Origin of the sequence: Brumimicrobium aurantiacum (assembly GCF_003402975.1) — a bacterium.
Taxonomy (GTDB): domain Bacteria; phylum Bacteroidota; class Bacteroidia; order Flavobacteriales_D; family Crocinitomicaceae; genus Brumimicrobium; species Brumimicrobium aurantiacum.
In genome coordinates this window covers 230907-247279 of the sequence record NZ_QURB01000005.1, presented here as the reverse complement: position 1 = coordinate 247279, position 16373 = coordinate 230907, and the positions used below count along the sequence as shown (strand labels likewise).

The following is a 16373-nucleotide window of genomic DNA, read 5'->3' as shown; positions in this document are numbered from 1 at the left end:
GGCAGAGGTTTGAAACTATTTTGATCGTTTTTGGACATCGATAATTTTCATACCGAATTTATTTTCATTTTTTATTTTGTAGAGATGCACGGCCGTGCATCTCTACAAAATAAAAATAATAAACGAAACAATAAAACGGGAATTAGAAAACATATTTATTCTGTTTTTAAAAGCTCCAAAAGTTCTTCCAAACTATCTACCCTTAAATCAGCTACCTTCAATTGATCTGTAATTTCATGTGTTCCATCAGGAACAGCCACCACATTCATTTTTGCTGCTTTTCCTGCGATCACTCCGTTTAAAGAATCTTCGATGACCAAACATTTTTCGGGTAAACTGTTCAATTGCTTTGCGGCTTCTATGTACACTTCCGGATGAGGTTTTCCATAACTACATGTTTGTGCTGAGAGTGTCAAGTCAAAATACTTGGCAATTCCCAGTTTTTCTAAACTCGTGTCGATTAAAATTTGATAAGAAGAACTTGCCAAACCAATTTTTAGTCCTTTGGATTTAAAGAATTCTAGAATTTCAACAACACCGTTCATAGGCTGTCCATAGGCTTTAATCCCGTTGACCATTTCCAACATAATTTCATCAACGACTTGTGCTTTCGTTTTGTTTTTCCAGGGATATAAAGCATGCCAATAGTCCACAACTTCGTCAATTCTTAATCCAACCGTTTTTTCTCCACCAACTTTAATGAAATCAATTCCTATGGTTTCGAATACCTTTATTTCAGCGGATTTCCACATGGGTTCTGAATTAATCAAAACGCCATCCATGTCAAATATTACGGTGTCAATTTGTTTTAAGTCTATCATTTCTTTTGTCGGTAAAGGTAGTTTCCAACGAAAATACCTGTTTCATTTTCATCTGTTAGATAAATATAGTTTTTGTCAACTGCAATTCCTTCTTTTTGGGTCCATGATTCGTGTTGATACATTTTTTGCTCAACCCATTGATCATTATCCCATTTCATCATATAAATTTTTGAATAGGTTAAAATGTACAGTTCATCTTCGAAATAACAAGCATCTGTTATACTTTCTTCACGCCAATGAGTAGGCAATAAATTCAATTCATATTGAAGTGTAGCAGTATGTGTTCCAGGTTCGGTAGGAATCGAGTAAACTTTTGAAATTCCATCAAAAGGAACAGTTCTGTTTTTCGTAAAAATCATCAATTGATTGTCTTTGAGGATTAGTGATTCAGCATCGTAATAAAGTTCTTTCTCTTTAGGAGGAAATGCTTTTTGTTCAGGGTAGTTGAAGTTGATTATTTCAGCTTTTACATTTTCTTGATTCATCACCTGATCTATATCGAGTTTATATATCGCCAAATCTTTCCTTTGGTTGGCATTATTTCCAATATCCCCAATATAGAGGTATTTTTCTCCGTCGTAAACCATTGCTTCCCAGTCAATGTTTTCTACATTTTCTATAGTTGCAGTGTGTTTTATTTTTCCCTTTTTATTGAAAACATAGATTTTCGGTTCATTCCCTGAGTCATTTAATGTGAGGAATTTACATCCATATTTCACCAAAGCTGAAGTTTCACTTAAGTCTTTAGGCAAGGTTGCGAGGCGTTCTTGGGCAAAAGGTATTCCCGAAAAACAGATTATAAAAATGATAAAACTGAATTTTGACATCGTATTGGTTTATTCGTTTTGCGTTGTACAATGATACTAAATTCCTTTGTGGATTGTGTTAAGTTAAAGTTTTGTGTTACACTTTTAGGTCGTTGGGAATAAGATACGAGAAATAATCAATGAACCTTATTGGATTTAAAAAAGATTCCTCAGTCGTTTCACTTCTTCGGAATGACAATTTTCAGGAGGTTTAGTGATGAGAATACGTGAAAACAGGGTTTTCACGTATTCTCATCATACTTTCATAACAACCAAATGTCATCTCGACAGAAATTTGTTCGGTGAGAGCGAAACAAATTGACGAGAGATCACTTTCTACAATAAATAATGATCTAGATTGGTAACCCAATAAAAGTTTATTCATTTACGGGTTACAATTTCAAAACATAAACTTCAAACTATATTTTCAATGAAAATAAGTACCTTTATAATTCATAAAAAATAGAATTGTAAGGAATGATACAACCGGGTGCTAAAAATTGGATTGATAAATATTTCTCAATGATTGAGGAAGGAACGATCAATCTTAGTAGGCAAGGTCAACCCAAGTCATTATCAAACGCACATTTTTTACACAATGTTTTTTTTAATTCAGGCATCGTTTTCGGATTCCCATGTCAGTTTCTCTTTTTTAAGGAGGAGACTTCAAATAAGTGGACTGCCGATGAGAAAACAACTTTCTTACTTTTTGAATGTTTGCTTTTGGTTTATGTTTCGGAGAAGAAAGAGCTAAATAAAGATGAGTTTATATCGGCTTTGCTTGGTTTTTATGAACAATACAATAACAAGGCTTCTTTGAATGTTTTAAAACTGCTTTTCAAAGAAAGTGATTGCATTAAACTCGAAAATATCCTCAAAAAGCGGGTGCATTTGAAAAAAACACTCAGCAATCAATTGTGGGTTAGTTACCTGAATAATTCATTAGTCTATCTTGATGTATTGGCTTTTCGTTCATTTATTGTCAATAAAAAAGAGTTGAAGGAGAGTTATGATGCATTTGTAAAAGGAGCGTTGTACACAATTGGTGTGATGTCAAAAGCAGATCATAAAACACAAGATATTGAAGACCAAATATTGACAGTTTACCTTGCTTCTGCCAATATGGAAGACAAAACCAAAAAAGAGTTTAAACAAAAATATGCCGAAGAGAAGTTATGTATCGAGGATATTTCTTTGCCAGATCGGGATGATGATTTGTATAAATTCTATTTGGTTGATATGGCGGTTTTAACTGTGCATTCAGATTTAACAGAGATGAGTAATGAACTCACCTATCTCCGAAAATTATGTAGTTATTTAGATGTTGACAGTGTTCAGCTTGAACAGTCCATTATTTTGATTGAACGTTTTGTGATGGAAAACAATCACAAGATTACCTTTTTGCAAGAACGCTCTTCATACGAACAGTTGTATGGGAATTTCTCCAAACACTGGATTAAAATCTTAGGAAGAAATAAAGATAAGTTTGTAGAAGAACTTCGTGAAAGTAAGGAGCTTATTTATTTGGTGAACAAGTCTTTTACACGAGAATTAACGGCTGAAGAGAAAGAGAAAGTAAAAGAGCAATTTAAGGATTTAGTAAAATCTTTACCTGCTTTGGCGATATTTATGTTGCCTGGAGGATTGATACTATTGCCATTAATCTTAAAGATTATCCCAGATTTAATTCCATCAGCCTTTAAAGAAAACGAAGTCGAAAAGCCGAATTAGGCTTTAAGTAGCTTTAGGCATATTGCAACCGCATAGAGCCTAAGGCCTTAATTCAACACTTTTAATTGAAGCTACAACTGCTTTTACACCATCTTCAGAAAACCCTTGCTTTGCAGTTATGAAAAGATAATTTACTCCTTCGATGTTATGTTGGGCTGCTGCATGATAAGTCGTTTGACTTGTTCCAACTGTTTTTTTGTAAAATACAAAGTCATCACTATTCTCGATGATTTCAATTTCTTCAGTTTGCTTTTTAATTTCCTCAATGAAATGATTTAAACCATCTGCTGTTCCCCAGTCTTCAATCGATAAATAGCTTTGTTTTCCTTGTTTAATGATCCAATCAAAACTGTCTAACTGATGTTTAACTGATGTACTTTCGTCTTTAGGAACCATAATTGAAGCGTTAATTTCATAGGTTCTTAAGTCAAGATTTTCAAAATTACTTAGGTCTTCAGAGTTCAATTGAAAAGACTCATTTTGTTGATTTCTTATACTGTTTTCTGAGTCAGATTTACATGCTGTTAAGGCGATGCAAATCATTATGAATGGAATGAGTCGATAAAAGTTTTTCATTGTTGAATGTATACTAGTTATAGAATTTCGTTATGCTTCCTTTTCCTTTTCTTGTTCTTTTGGGAAATAGATTTTTTGTCTCAATAGAACTAAAATCACTCCACATGATATGGCAAAATCTGCCACATTCCATATTGCGGGGAAAACTTCACTACCTCCAAGCCATGGTATCCAAGATGGCCAAGTCATTCTGAATTGAAACATATCAACAACATTTCCAAATAAAAATCCACGATGACGCACTTCCACCATTTCAGAATATCCATAATAGGTACATTCTGCATATATTCCAGAACCTTCAATTTGATTGTAGGAAATACAAGGGTCAAAATAATCCCTAAAAATGAAATCATAAAACATGGAATCAAATAGGTTTCCTGCAGCACCAGCTAAAACTAATCCAGATACAATAAGAAATTCCAATTTAACTTCTGGTTTTTTTATTTGCTTGAGAATATAGTAAATGATTGCACCTATGGCTATTACACGGAAAATGGAAAGTGTTAATTTACCCCACATTCCACCTCCGAGTTGCGTTCCAAAGGCCATTCCTTGATTTTCTACAAAGTTTAAATGAAACCAATCTCCAATTAAAGGAACACTAGGATCGTTAAATGCAAAATTGGTTTTAATCCAAATCTTAACCAGTTGGTCAATGATAAGCACCAAAAATACTATTCCGAAAGTAATGAAATATCTTTTTTTCAAATCCTACACTTATTATTTGTCTTGTGCATTTTTTGCTTCAATGCTTAAAGTTGCATGCGGAACCAATTTTAAACGTTCTTTTTGGATTAATTTCCCAGTAACTCTACACAATCCGTAAGTTTTATTTTCGATACGAACTAATGCATTTTTTAAGTTTTGAATAAATTTCTCTTGTCTTAACGCCAGTTGAGCCATTTCTTCTCTTGACATTGTTTCAGAACCGTCCTCCATCATGTTGAATGAACGTCCAGTATCATCAGTTCCGTGATCATCTTTATAAGAAAGTGAGTTTTTTAAGATGTTTAAATCTTCGGCCGCCTCTTCTAGCTTTCCTTCAATTATACTTTTGAATTCTTGTAACTCATCGTCTGAGAATCTTGTTTTTTCGTTTGCCATATTTTATTGAGTAGTTTAAATATATTAATCTGATATTTAACAAATATAATTGATTTATGTTTTCAATCAAGTTCTTTTATCAATTGTGAAAAAGTATTTTTGTAAATTGAAAAAGTAATTTGGAAAAAGAAATGGATATGGACGTGATAGAGGCTTTAAAATGGAGGTATGCAGTGAAAAAATTTGATGCGTCAAAAAAGTTATCAGATGCAAAAATTAACAAAGTTAAACAAGCCATTCAGCTCACGCCAACCTCAATGGGATTACAATTAATGAAGTTTATCATGGTTGAATCTCCAGAAGTGAAAGCCAAAATAAAACCTATTGCTTATCACCAACCGCAAATTGAAGAAGCTTCACATTTAATTTTGATGTGTCGTAAAACAAATGTTGAACCCAATGACGTAGATTCTTTTATCCAAAATGCAGCGGATGTTAATCAAATGGAAGTAACGAGCAAAGCCATGACAGATTATGATAAGTCTCTGCGTGTTTGTTTGTCTTTCCCACCAGAACAGCAGAAAATTTGGATGGATAACCAAGTTTATATTGCTCTGGGAAACCTAATGACCGTTTGCGCAGTTGAAGGAATTGATGCTTGTCCAATGGAAGGCTTTGATCGTAAAAAACTCAATGAAGAACTCGGCTTAAATGAACAAAATTTGGATGCTGTTTTAATATTTGCTCTCGGTTACCGCTCCGAAGAAGATTACCGCTTAGACTTCAAAAAAGTTCGCCGACCAATGGAGGATTTGTTTGATACGATTTGAGTTTGTGGCTTAGGCGGTAAGCTATAAGTAATATGCTTTATTTACCTGCTGGATTTGGGATTGCTGTTATAATTGAGACTCTAACTTCTCTTATCTAAATGATTTGTATAATTGTTTGTAAATAGTAATCCATACCAAAAATCCGCAATAATCCGCGCTCGAAGATCTGTGTTATCCGCGTTCCATTTCAGCAACAGTTTGTGAAATTAAGTAAAAACAAATCCGAAAGTATCCGAATGAAGTGCTGAAAACAACGCAATTTTTCATTATCCATTAATTCGTAATTGATAATTAACTAATTCGTAATTCCCTACACAAACTCTTCGTATATTTTAACATTATACACCCTTCAATATTCTTAATTTAGTGGCAATACAAAACTAATTACACTTTAACTTGTTTTAAAGGCTTACAATTACATGCAAAGCAAAATTTACAAGGAATATTCCTTACTTTAGTTAAAGCATAAAATAAATTTAGATCAAATGAATAACTTCGAATATTATAACCCAACAAGAGTCGTATTTGGAACAGATACTTACGCTCAAATATCTAACAAAATAGAACAAATCACTGCCGGGAAAAGGGTGATGGTTACATACGGTGGAGGAAGCATCAAAAAGAATGGTGTGTATGATGCTGTAATGGACTCTTTAAAAGATTTTGATGTTGTTGAATTTTCAGGCATTGAAGCGAACCCTGAATATGACACCTTGATGAAAGCAGTAGAAATGTTAAAGAAAAATCCTGTTGATTTCGTAATCGCAATAGGTGGTGGTTCTGTTATTGATGGAACAAAATTTATTGTTTCTGCAGCAAAATATGATGGTAATCCATGGGATGTTTTGTCGGGTAAAAAAGGGTGTAAATTTGAATACGCTATTCCTTTTGGATCTGTACTTACCCTTCCTGCAACAGGTTCTGAAATGAATTCTGGTGCTGTGATTTCTAATAGTCGATTGAAAGAAAAAAGAACAATGGGTGGACCACAAGGATTCCCTAAATTCTCTTTCTTGGATCCAACGGTAGTAAAGACTTTACCTAAAAAGCAGATTGCAAATGGTATTGTTGATGCCTACATGCACACGCTCGAGCAATATTTAACTTACCCAACAGATAATCTTTTGCAAGAAAGAATTGCAGAAGGAATCTTATCTACCCTCATAGAAATTGGACCAAAAGTATTGGAAGATCCTTCCGATTATAAAGCAGCGAGTAATTTAATGTGGTGTGCAACAATGGCGTTAAATGGTACCTTGAGAGCTGGTGTTGCTTATGATTGGTCTACACACATGATAGGTCATGAATTAACAGCACTTCACGGAATAGACCATGCGAGAACTTTGGCGATTGTAATGCCGAGTTTGTATAAAGTGAAATTTGAAAACAAACAAGAAAAACTCATTCAATATGGTCAGCGTATTTTCGGACTAGAAGGTTCTTGTGGAGAAGAAGCAATCAATAGAACAAGAACGTTTTTTGAGTCGCTAGGTATTCAAACGAAGCTTTCTGATTATACGGATGATTATAAAGAAACAGCAGGAACAATTCGCAAACGTTTTGAAGAGCGTGGATGGGAAGGACTTGGCGAGAGAAAAGATCTCACTCCGGCAGAAGCAGAGAAGATTGTTCAAATGAGTATATAGTATTTCAGTCTGGATTTTTTCTATCTTTGAAATAACAATACCTTAAAATCCAATTTTCTCAAATAAAGAGATCTTTTGTTAGATCGCGAACTATTAATTTTTTATTCAATAATTATGAAAGTTAGTCCTCCATTTGTAATGCGTGAAAGTTATAATGATGAGGTGTTGGCCTTGTTAAAGTCTGTAACTTTAGGTTCAAATGGAGCGCGATATCAGCATCAACGACTCGAAAAAAGGATAGAACAAGTATATAAACCTTTGTTTTTAAATTTGGAGCGAAATGAAAAGGTGTTGGGAAATATCACTTTTTGTCGTCGTCCTAAAAATTGGTATGTAAGATATTTTGCTTTCGATTTAGGAATGCAATCAACTGTTCAACAACCACGTTCGAAAGCCACTAATTCAGGTTTGAAAAAGAGAATTAGTGGTTTTTTTGACAGTGCTTTTGAATTGGAAGAAGATGCTCCAGAATTATTTTATGCCTATATTGATCCTCGAAATGAACGTTCTTTATGGATGAGTCAAAATTTTGATTTTTATACAGCAGCTAAAATTGCCACGCAAAGTTTTAGTCGCATCAAACCCAAATCGAAGAAAGAAGTTGAATCAACTAAGGTCAATGACTTCATTCGTGAGAAAGTGAAGGCGGTTTATGGCGATTACCCTTTTTATTTCACTAAGCATACTTTCAACGATGACTTATTCTATACTTTAACGGTAGGTGATGAAATTGTTGCTTTTGCCAAGACACATAGCGCAGAATGGAAAATTACTAGATTGCCAGGAAGGAATGGAATGTTGTTGAGAAATATCATTCCTTTTGTTCCTGGATTGCGTAAAGTGATTCGTCCAAACTCTCATATTTTTACTGTTGTAGATTCAGTTTGGAGTAAAACTGGGAATTCCGAAGATTTGGAAAAGTTATTTGAAGGAATTTTGCATCAAGAGAAAACCAATACCATAATTTGGTGGGTTGACCAAAAGGAGCCTATTTATAAAGAAAATAAGGAGGCTGTGAATTGGGGTTTGTTGCACAAGGTAAATGGAGTTCACGAAGTTGATTTGGTCATCAGAACAAAAAAAGGATTACCTAAAATTAAATATAAGCAGCCAACTTACGTCACTGGGTTTGATTTTATTTAGTGGATTTAACTGATGATAAAATTAGATTTTAAACTTCTTATTAGTGATTAGACTAATGCTCATCAGTTTCTTCTTCACCATCAATTTTTGGTAAGTAAATACGGTCTTCTACAACAATTGCAGTTGGAAATTCAGCGTTAAGTTCAGCACGAACTTTTTCAGCGGCTAATTTTGTGCGGTAATCTCCCAGTAATAAAAAGTAATTTGGCGCTTTGTATTCGATGTAAGTTGGAGTTTCATCATCCATTTGCAATACTTTTGAGCGGGCTTTGTCAACTTCATTTCTGTCTTGATCAAAAAATAATTGGATGCGGTATCCATCCATTAGCGGACTTAAGTTGGGAGGAATTGTTGTTGATTTAAACTTAATAATTTTATCAACCGCACTGCTTTTGGAAACATTGATCGTTCCTTTTTTAAATTCTTCAGGTTCCTTAATTGAGTCGTTTACCCATAGTTCTGTAACCGTATCCTTTGGAGTTTCTTTAATTATTTCCTCAGGAGTTTCTTCAACTGTTGTTTCCACTTCTTCAGTTTCAGCCTCGTTGCTTTTACCAATTCTCCACCATTCATTTTGAGAAAAAGAACATGAAGTAAATATTAGTGCAAAAAGAAAAGGTACAAATTTCATGGGATAAATTTTTGTGCAAAAGTAAATAATATTCTTTTAAACTTAAATTGAAATATAATATGAGCATCAGAATAAATGAACTCAATATTATTTTCTTGAACTGAGGTTTAAAAATTAATTTTTCGAAAGATAAACAATAGTAATGCCAGTGTTTGGTAAAAATTGATAAAACATTAATTAAGCGATTGAATTCTTCCGGGGCTTTTGAAATAAGTGAGTAGTAATGGACTATATATAAATATAAGAGTAAAAAAGGTTACTTCAGCTTAAGAAATGAAAGCCGAAGTAACCAAATACTATTATTGTTCTTCAACGATTTTTAAGGCTAATTCTTTCAATTGTGCTTCATCAATAGTTGCTGGAGCATCAATCATAACATCACGTCCTGAGTTGTTTTTCGGGAATGCAATGTAATCACGAATTGAATCAGAACCACCCATTGTTGCAACCAATCGATCTAATCCAAAAGCAATTCCTCCGTGTGGTGGAGCACCAAATTCAAAGGCATCCATTAAGAAACCAAATTGTTTTTTTGCTTCTTCATCCGTAAATCCTAAATGCTTGAACATTGTTGCCTGAAGAGATTTGTCGTGAATTCTAATCGAACCACCACCAAGCTCAACACCATTCATTGCCAAATCATAAGCATTTGCACGAACTTTTCCTGGGTCTATTTCCAATAATGCTATGTCTTCAGCTTTTGGAGAAGTAAAAGGATGGTGCATCGCATGATATCGATTTGAATCCTCATCCCACTCTAATAAAGGGAAATCTATTACCCATAGTGGTTTAAATTCATTTGGATTTCTCAAGCCTAATTCGTCTCCCATATGTAAACGTAAATCATTCATTTGGCTACGAACATCATCTGTGTCACCACTCATAACAAGGATTAAATCTCCTGGTTTTGCTCCTGTTGCATCCGCCCAAGCTTGTAAATCTTCTTGACTATAAAACTTATCTACAGAACTTTTGAAAGTTCCATCAGCGTTATATTTACAATATACCAAACCTTTTGCACCAACTTGCGGACGTTTTACCCACTTAATTAAAGCATCGAGTTGTTTACGTGTATATATTGCACAGTCTTCCGCCACAATACCAAGAACCAATTCAGCATCGTCAAAGATTTTAAATCCTTTGTCTTTTGTTGCAGTATTTAAGTTTTTGAACTCCATTCCAAAGCGAATGTCTGGTTTGTCAGAACCATATTTTTCCATGGCATCAGCATAAGTTATTCTCGGAAAGTCTCCTTCAAACTCAACTGATCTACACGTTTTGAATAAATGCTTAACCATTCCTTCAAAAGTGTTCAAAATATCTTCTTGTTCAACAAATGACATTTCACAGTCAATTTGTGTAAACTCAGGTTGACGATCAGCTCTTAAATCTTCGTCTCTAAAACATTTTACAATCTGATAATAACGGTCAATTCCTGAAACCATCAACAATTGTTTAAATGTTTGTGGAGATTGAGGAAGTGCATAAAACTCACCTTCATTCATTCTACTTGGTACAACGAAATCTCTTGCTCCCTCAGGTGTAGATTTAATTAAATATGGAGTTTCAACATCCATGAAATTTTCAGAATCTAGGTACTTTCTAGTTTCTAAAGCGACTTTGTTTCTTAAACGAAGTTTATCTAAAATGGTATTTCTTCGTAAGTCTAAGTAACGGTACTTCATACGTTGCTCATCACCACCGTCTGTATCTTCTTCAATTGTAAAAGGAGGTGTTTTTGCAGCGTTTAGGATGTTTAATGCTGAAACGTTAATTTCAACTTCTCCCGTAGGAATATTTTTGTTTTTGCTTGAACGCTCAATGACAGTTCCTTTGATCTGAACCACAAATTCACGACCTAATTTACGTGCCTTTTGATTCAATTCATCGTTTACTTCAGTGCTAAATGCCAATTGAGTTATTCCATAACGATCTCGAAGATCAACAAATGTCATTCCTCCCATTTCACGAGTACGTTGAATCCAACCACTCAAAGTAACTTCATTACCAACATCAGATAGGCGTAATTCGCCACAGGTGTGCGTTCTATACATAATATTCTATTTATACTTTGCAAAAATAGAAAGAAGATTGAACTTTATAGGTATGCATTTGGATTTTGTGAAGTATAAAATAAAACAATTAGAAGGTGCTAAACGTTATGTTTAAAACGAAATCCATGAATATCATGAAAACATCAATTTTATTTTTAAGCTTCCTATTCGCAATTTCAAGTTGTAGTAATGCAGCAGATGCTAATAAATCATTGAAAAAAGATACTCAACAAAAAGTCGACGAAAATGCTGTTGCGTACTTTGCATCAGGATGTTTTTGGTGTGTTGAAGCTATCTTTGAATCGGTAGAAGGAGTAGGAGATGTGATCTCTGGATATAGTGGAGGTAAAGCCTCAACAGCTAAATATGATTTAGTAAGCGCTGGAAGAACAGATCATGCTGAGGCGGTTGCAGTACATTATGATAGTACGAAAATTGATTACCGAACTTTGCTCAAAGTTTTTTTTGGTTCTCATGATCCGACAACATTAAATCAACAAGGCCCTGATAAAGGAAGACAATACAGAAGTGCGATTTTTTATCAAAATGAGAAAGAAAAGCAATTGGCAGAAAACTATATTCAAGAATTATTAAATAAAGCAGTGTTTTTTAAAATCACGACAGAAGTAGCGCCTTATACTGCTTTTTATAAAGCCGAATCATATCATCAAAACTATGAACATAGAAATCCTAACAATAGTTATATTAAAGCAGTATCAATTCCTCGTTTGAATAAATTTAAATCTAATTATCCTGATTTATTGAAGACTGAATAAAAAAAGTGTCGATTTTAGTCTAATATTGTCCTTAATTCTGTTCAATGAAAGAATATCTTTTCAAAAAAAAGAGATAATCATAATATAAATTATCTCACTGGTTATCAGTTATAGTCGCAGGTTTTGAAAAAAATAAATTAAAACCAAATGAAAAATCATTGACCTTTGGAAAAGAATATATACCTTTGCACCCAAATTTGAACAGAACGATTCATTTTTAAAGTGAAAATAATGTTGGATAAGACGCTTAAAGCATTTGTTTGGATGGTAGTATTGTTACTATCAGCACCAGTTTTTTCAGGTTCATCTTCAGATGGTGAGCCAGTAGATGTTACCGAAATGATCATGCATCACATTAAAGATGCGCACGAGTGGCACGTTCTAACGTACACAGATGACAATGACGGGAAACAACACGTTTCAATTCATTTGCCAATTATTTTGTTAGATGATGGGTTAAAAGTTTTTTCATCAGAAAAGCTTTATCATTCAGGTGAGGTTGTAGAAGTTACTGTTCATGGTAAAAAAGACCACTACTACGCAAATAAGGAGTTAGGTTATGCGGTTTTTCATGAGACAATCTATAAGTTGAACCAAGAAGGTGCTTTAGATTTCGATGAGGAAGGTCACGCAACAAATGCAAAGCCTTATGATTTTTCTATTACTAAAAATGTATTCGCTTTGTTTTTCTCATCAATCTTGTTGATTGTTTTGATGACTGCAGTTGTGAAGTCATATAAAAATGATGGAATGCATCCACCGAGAGGTTTGGCTCGTTTTGTTGAGCCAGTAGTCGTGTTTATCCGTGATGATATTGCAAAAGCGAATATTGGTGAGGCGAAGTATAGAAAGTATATGCCTTATTTATTGTCTGCATTTTTCTTTATTTGGATCAATAACTTATTAGGATTAATTCCAATTTTCCCAGGAGGAGCTAACTTAACAGGTAACATCAGTTTTACATTTGCATTAGCTGCATGTACAATGTTGATTACAGTATTTTCAGGAAATAAACATTACTGGAAACATATTTTTGCTACACCAGGTGTACCGTGGCTGTTATTGCCAATTATGATCCCGGTAGAGCTTGTAGGTATTTTTGCAAAACCTTTTGCCTTGATGGTACGTTTGTTTGCAAACATTACTGCGGGACACATTATTATCTTAGCATTAACAGGAATTATTTTCACGTTCGGAAGTGCGGCGTGGAGTGGATTATCAATTCCAATGTCACTATTTATTGGTGTCTTGGAGTTGTTAGTTGCATTTTTGCAAGCCTTCATTTTTACAATGTTATCGGCGCTGTTTATTGGTGAAGCAGTTGCAGAGGAACATTAATTAATTAGTAATCTTTATAAAAACAAATAGTTATGACTGGATTAGCTGCTATAGGAGCTGGAATCGCTGTACTAGGTGCAGGGATGGGAATTGGTAAAATTGGTAGTTCAGCAATGGACGCAATGGCTCGCCAACCGGAAGCTGCATCTAAGATTCAAACAGGTATGATCATCGCTGCTGCACTTATTGAGGGTGTTGCTTTATTCGGTGTTGTAGTTGGTTTGCTTCAAGGATAGTAAAAAAGAAGCTTAATCTCCGCGCAACGGTTGGTTGTGCGGAGATTATTAAAAAAAGATTATTTTAAAAGAGAAATTAATAAGAAATGGATTTAATTACACCAGATTTAGGACTTGTATTTTGGACCGGATTGAACTTTATCATCTTAATGTTTATTTTGACGAAGTTTATTTGGAAACCAATCATGTCAGCAGTTAACAAAAGAGAGGATAACATTCAAGAAGCTTTGGATATGGCAAAAAACACCAAAGCAGAAATGGAAAAGTTACAAACTCAGAATGCTAACTTGTTGAAAGAAGCAAGAATCGAACGTGATGAGATGATCAAAGAAGCGAAGGCTACTAGTGATAATATGATCAATTCTGCGAAAGGAAAAGCAAAAGAAGAAGCGGATAAAATCGTAGAAAATGCTAGAACTTCTATCGAAGCTGAAAAAAATGCAGCTGTTTCTGAATTGAAGAATCAAGTTGCTACAGTAGCATTAGAAATTGCTGAAAAGATTTTGCGTGAGGATTTATCTTCAGATGAAAAGCAAAAGCAATTGGCAGAAACATTCGCTAAGGACATCAACTTAAACTAAGAGCAATGGAAGGATTGAAAATAGCAGCTCGTTATGCACAGTCACTTATTGAGTTGGCTGAAGAAAAGCAAAATACAGATGCTGTTTTAGAAGATATGAAATACTTATTGTCAACTACAAATGATAATAATGATTTCCATTTATTTTTAAATAGTCCGTTGATTAAGCCAAATAAGAAAAAGGAAGTTTTTGATAAACTTTTTGGTGGCTTTCAAAAGGAAACCTTAAGTTTCATTCAGCTATTGACAAAGAACAGTAGAGAAATGATTTTGCCTTTGATTGCAGAAGAGTTTATTGCTAAGTTAAATGTGATAAGAGGAATTATTCCAATGACATTAACTTCAGCTGTAAAATTGGAGGAAAGTGTAAAAGCTTCAATCTTGGCAAAACTGAATGAGAAAATTGAAGGTTCTATTGAACTTACAGAAATAGTTGACGAATCACTTATAGGAGGATTTGTTGTAAGGATGGGAGATACGCGAATTGACGCAAGTATCGCACATCAATTGAATGAAATGAAACAACGTTTAATACGATAATTTTAACGCCTGTCGTTAATATAAAGTTTAAAAAAATGGCAAATATAAAACCAGCAGAGGTTTCTGCAATCTTAAGAGAAGAGTTATCAGGATTTAAATCTGAAGCTGAACTTCAAGAAGTTGGTACTGTACTCACAGTGGGAGATGGTATCGCACGTATTTATGGGTTAGGTGGTGTTCAATATGGAGAACTTATTGAGTTCGACGGTGGACTTCAAGGAATTGCTCTAAACTTAGAGGAAGACAACGTAGGTGCAGTACTTTTAGGTGCTTCAACTAAGGTAAAAGAGGGAGATACTGTAAAACGTTTAGGTAAGATTGCCTCTGTAAAAGTTGGTGAAGGTATCGTTGGACGTGTTGTAAATACACTTGGTGAGCCAATCGATGGTAAAGGTAAAATTGAAGGTGAGTTGTTCGAAATGCCAATTGAACGTAAAGCGCCAGGAGTAATTTACCGTGAGCCTGTAACAGAACCAATGCAAACTGGAATTAAGTCTATTGACTCTATGATTCCAATTGGACGTGGTCAACGTGAGTTGATTATTGGTGACCGTCAAACAGGAAAAACAACTGTTGCGATTGATGCGATCATCAACCAAAAAGAATTTTATGATGCAGGAAAGCCTGTATACTGTATATATGTTGCTGTAGGTCAGAAAGGATCTACTGTTGCTGGAATTGTTAAGAAGTTAGAAGAAGCTGGTGCAATGGCCTATACAACTGTTGTAGCATCTAACGCTTCTGATCCTGCTCCAATGCAATATTTTGCGCCAATGACTGGTGCTGCAATCGGTGAGTACTTCCGTGATACTGGACGCCCAGGATTAATCGTTTTTGATGATTTATCTAAACAAGCCGTAGCATACCGTGAGGTTTCATTATTGTTACGTCGTCCTCCAGGACGTGAGGCGTACCCTGGTGATGTATTCTACCTTCACTCAAGATTATTAGAGCGTGCTGCAAAAGTAATTAACGATGATAGTATTGCTTCTCAAATGAATGATTTACCAGAATCATTGAAAGGAAAAGTAAAAGGTGGTGGTTCTTTAACTGCATTGCCAATTATCGAAACTCAAGCAGGTGACGTTTCTGCATATATTCCAACAAACGTAATTTCGATTACTGACGGACAGATTTTCTTAGAGTCTGACTTATTTAACGCAGGTATTCGTCCAGCAATTAACGTTGGTATTTCTGTATCACGTGTTGGAGGTAATGCTCAAATTAAATCAATGAAGAAAGTATCTGGTACATTGAAATTAGATCAAGCACAATATCGTGAGCTAGAGGCTTTCGCTAAGTTTGGTTCTGATTTGGATGCAGCAACGAAAAACGTACTTGACAAAGGTGTTCGTAATGTTGAGATCCTTAAGCAAAACGAAGGTGATCCATTTACAGTAGAACGTCAAATTGCGATTATCTATGTTGGTACTAAAGGATTGATTCAAAACGTACCTGTTGAGAAAGTTAAAGCTTTCGAAATCGAATATTTAGATTACTTAGATGCTAAGCATAAAGATTTGATGGACACACTAAAAGCTGGTAAATTAACAGACGAAGTTACTTCTACTTTAACTAAAGTAGCGAAGGAAATTGCTTCAAAATATTAATCTTTCTTTTT

General features: G+C 34.5%; 17 protein-coding genes. 10 read left to right on the top strand and 7 right to left on the bottom strand.

Annotated features, from left to right (window positions below; translation table 11 throughout):
• Window positions 1–155: 155 nt before the first annotated feature.
• On the bottom strand, window positions 156–821 hold the full coding sequence (hxpB, locus tag DXU93_RS09800) for a hexitol phosphatase HxpB (RefSeq protein WP_116881106.1): 666 nt from the start codon (window positions 819–821) through the stop codon (window positions 156–158).
• Complete coding sequence (locus tag DXU93_RS09795) at window positions 818–1648, bottom strand: hypothetical protein (RefSeq protein ID WP_116881105.1); 831 nt, start codon at window positions 1646–1648, stop codon at window positions 818–820. Before DXU93_RS09795 ends, hxpB begins: the two co-directional genes overlap by 4 nt.
• Before the next feature lie 456 nt (window positions 1649–2104).
• Here DXU93_RS09795 and DXU93_RS09790 point away from each other — a divergent pair, with 456 nt between their 5' ends.
• Window positions 2105–3358, top strand: a complete 1254-nt coding sequence (locus DXU93_RS09790; protein ID WP_116881104.1) for an LETM1-related biofilm-associated protein — start codon at window positions 2105–2107, stop codon at window positions 3356–3358.
• 39 nt (window positions 3359–3397) lie between these two features.
• Here the strand turns inward: DXU93_RS09790 and DXU93_RS09785 are convergent, their stop codons facing one another.
• Genes DXU93_RS09785 through DXU93_RS09775 form a run of 3 tightly spaced genes read right to left on the bottom strand, consistent with a single transcriptional unit; the run spans window position 3398 to window position 5038 of the window.
• A complete protein-coding gene (locus DXU93_RS09785; RefSeq protein WP_123776106.1) occupies window positions 3398–3934 on the bottom strand; it encodes a hypothetical protein in 537 nt (178 codons plus the stop codon).
• Window positions 3935–3964: 30 nt separating this feature from the next.
• Entirely contained in the window at window positions 3965–4642 is a 678-nt protein-coding gene (locus DXU93_RS09780; RefSeq protein ID WP_205679253.1) for a signal peptidase II, read from the bottom strand.
• Window positions 4643–4654: 12 nt separating this feature from the next.
• Complete coding sequence (locus DXU93_RS09775) at window positions 4655–5038, bottom strand: TraR/DksA family transcriptional regulator (RefSeq protein WP_116881102.1); 384 nt, start codon at window positions 5036–5038, stop codon at window positions 4655–4657.
• Window positions 5039–5175: 137 nt separating this feature from the next.
• Between DXU93_RS09775 and DXU93_RS09770 the strand changes: the two genes are divergently transcribed.
• The 3 genes from DXU93_RS09770 to DXU93_RS09760 all read left to right on the top strand — a co-directional run bounded on the left by DXU93_RS09770 (window position 5176) and on the right by DXU93_RS09760 (window position 8597).
• On the top strand, window positions 5176–5808 hold the full coding sequence (locus tag DXU93_RS09770; RefSeq protein ID WP_165851381.1) for a nitroreductase family protein: 633 nt from the start codon (window positions 5176–5178) through the stop codon (window positions 5806–5808).
• A gap of 485 nt (window positions 5809–6293) precedes the next feature.
• Window positions 6294–7454 (top strand): iron-containing alcohol dehydrogenase, encoded by a 1161-nt coding sequence (locus DXU93_RS09765; RefSeq protein ID WP_116881100.1) that lies wholly within the window; start codon window positions 6294–6296, stop codon window positions 7452–7454.
• A gap of 114 nt (window positions 7455–7568) precedes the next feature.
• On the top strand, window positions 7569–8597 hold the full coding sequence (locus DXU93_RS09760) for a hypothetical protein (protein WP_116881099.1): 1029 nt from the start codon (window positions 7569–7571) through the stop codon (window positions 8595–8597).
• Window positions 8598–8649: 52 nt separating this feature from the next.
• Here DXU93_RS09760 and DXU93_RS09755 read toward each other — a convergent pair whose 3' ends face one another.
• Both DXU93_RS09755 and aspS read right to left on the bottom strand, forming a co-directional pair.
• Window positions 8650–9228: an SPOR domain-containing protein gene (locus DXU93_RS09755; protein WP_116881098.1), complete on the bottom strand. Its 579-nt coding sequence runs from the start codon at window positions 9226–9228 to the stop codon at window positions 8650–8652.
• 299 nt (window positions 9229–9527) lie between these two features.
• A complete protein-coding gene (aspS, locus tag DXU93_RS09750; RefSeq protein ID WP_116881097.1) occupies window positions 9528–11282 on the bottom strand; it encodes an aspartate--tRNA ligase in 1755 nt (584 codons plus the stop codon).
• A gap of 134 nt (window positions 11283–11416) precedes the next feature.
• Here aspS and msrA point away from each other — a divergent pair, with 134 nt between their 5' ends.
• From msrA to atpA, 6 genes are all read left to right on the top strand, one after another.
• Window positions 11417–12058 (top strand): peptide-methionine (S)-S-oxide reductase MsrA, encoded by a 642-nt coding sequence (gene msrA / locus DXU93_RS09745; RefSeq protein ID WP_116881096.1) that lies wholly within the window; start codon window positions 11417–11419, stop codon window positions 12056–12058.
• A gap of 231 nt (window positions 12059–12289) precedes the next feature.
• On the top strand, window positions 12290–13396 hold the full coding sequence (atpB, locus tag DXU93_RS09740; RefSeq protein WP_116881095.1) for a F0F1 ATP synthase subunit A: 1107 nt from the start codon (window positions 12290–12292) through the stop codon (window positions 13394–13396).
• Window positions 13397–13428: 32 nt separating this feature from the next.
• Window positions 13429–13632, top strand: coding sequence for an ATP synthase F0 subunit C (gene atpE / locus DXU93_RS09735; RefSeq protein WP_101333107.1), 204 nt, complete (start codon window positions 13429–13431; stop codon window positions 13630–13632).
• A gap of 86 nt (window positions 13633–13718) precedes the next feature.
• On the top strand, window positions 13719–14213 hold the full coding sequence (locus DXU93_RS09730; RefSeq protein ID WP_116881094.1) for a F0F1 ATP synthase subunit B: 495 nt from the start codon (window positions 13719–13721) through the stop codon (window positions 14211–14213).
• Window positions 14214–14218: 5 nt separating this feature from the next.
• Window positions 14219–14752, top strand: coding sequence for an ATP synthase F1 subunit delta (atpH, locus tag DXU93_RS09725; protein ID WP_116881093.1), 534 nt, complete (start codon window positions 14219–14221; stop codon window positions 14750–14752).
• A 35-nt stretch (window positions 14753–14787) separates the two neighbouring features.
• Window positions 14788–16362: a F0F1 ATP synthase subunit alpha gene (gene atpA / locus DXU93_RS09720; protein WP_116881092.1), complete on the top strand. Its 1575-nt coding sequence runs from the start codon at window positions 14788–14790 to the stop codon at window positions 16360–16362.
• The last annotated feature ends 11 nt before the right edge of the window (window positions 16363–16373 follow it).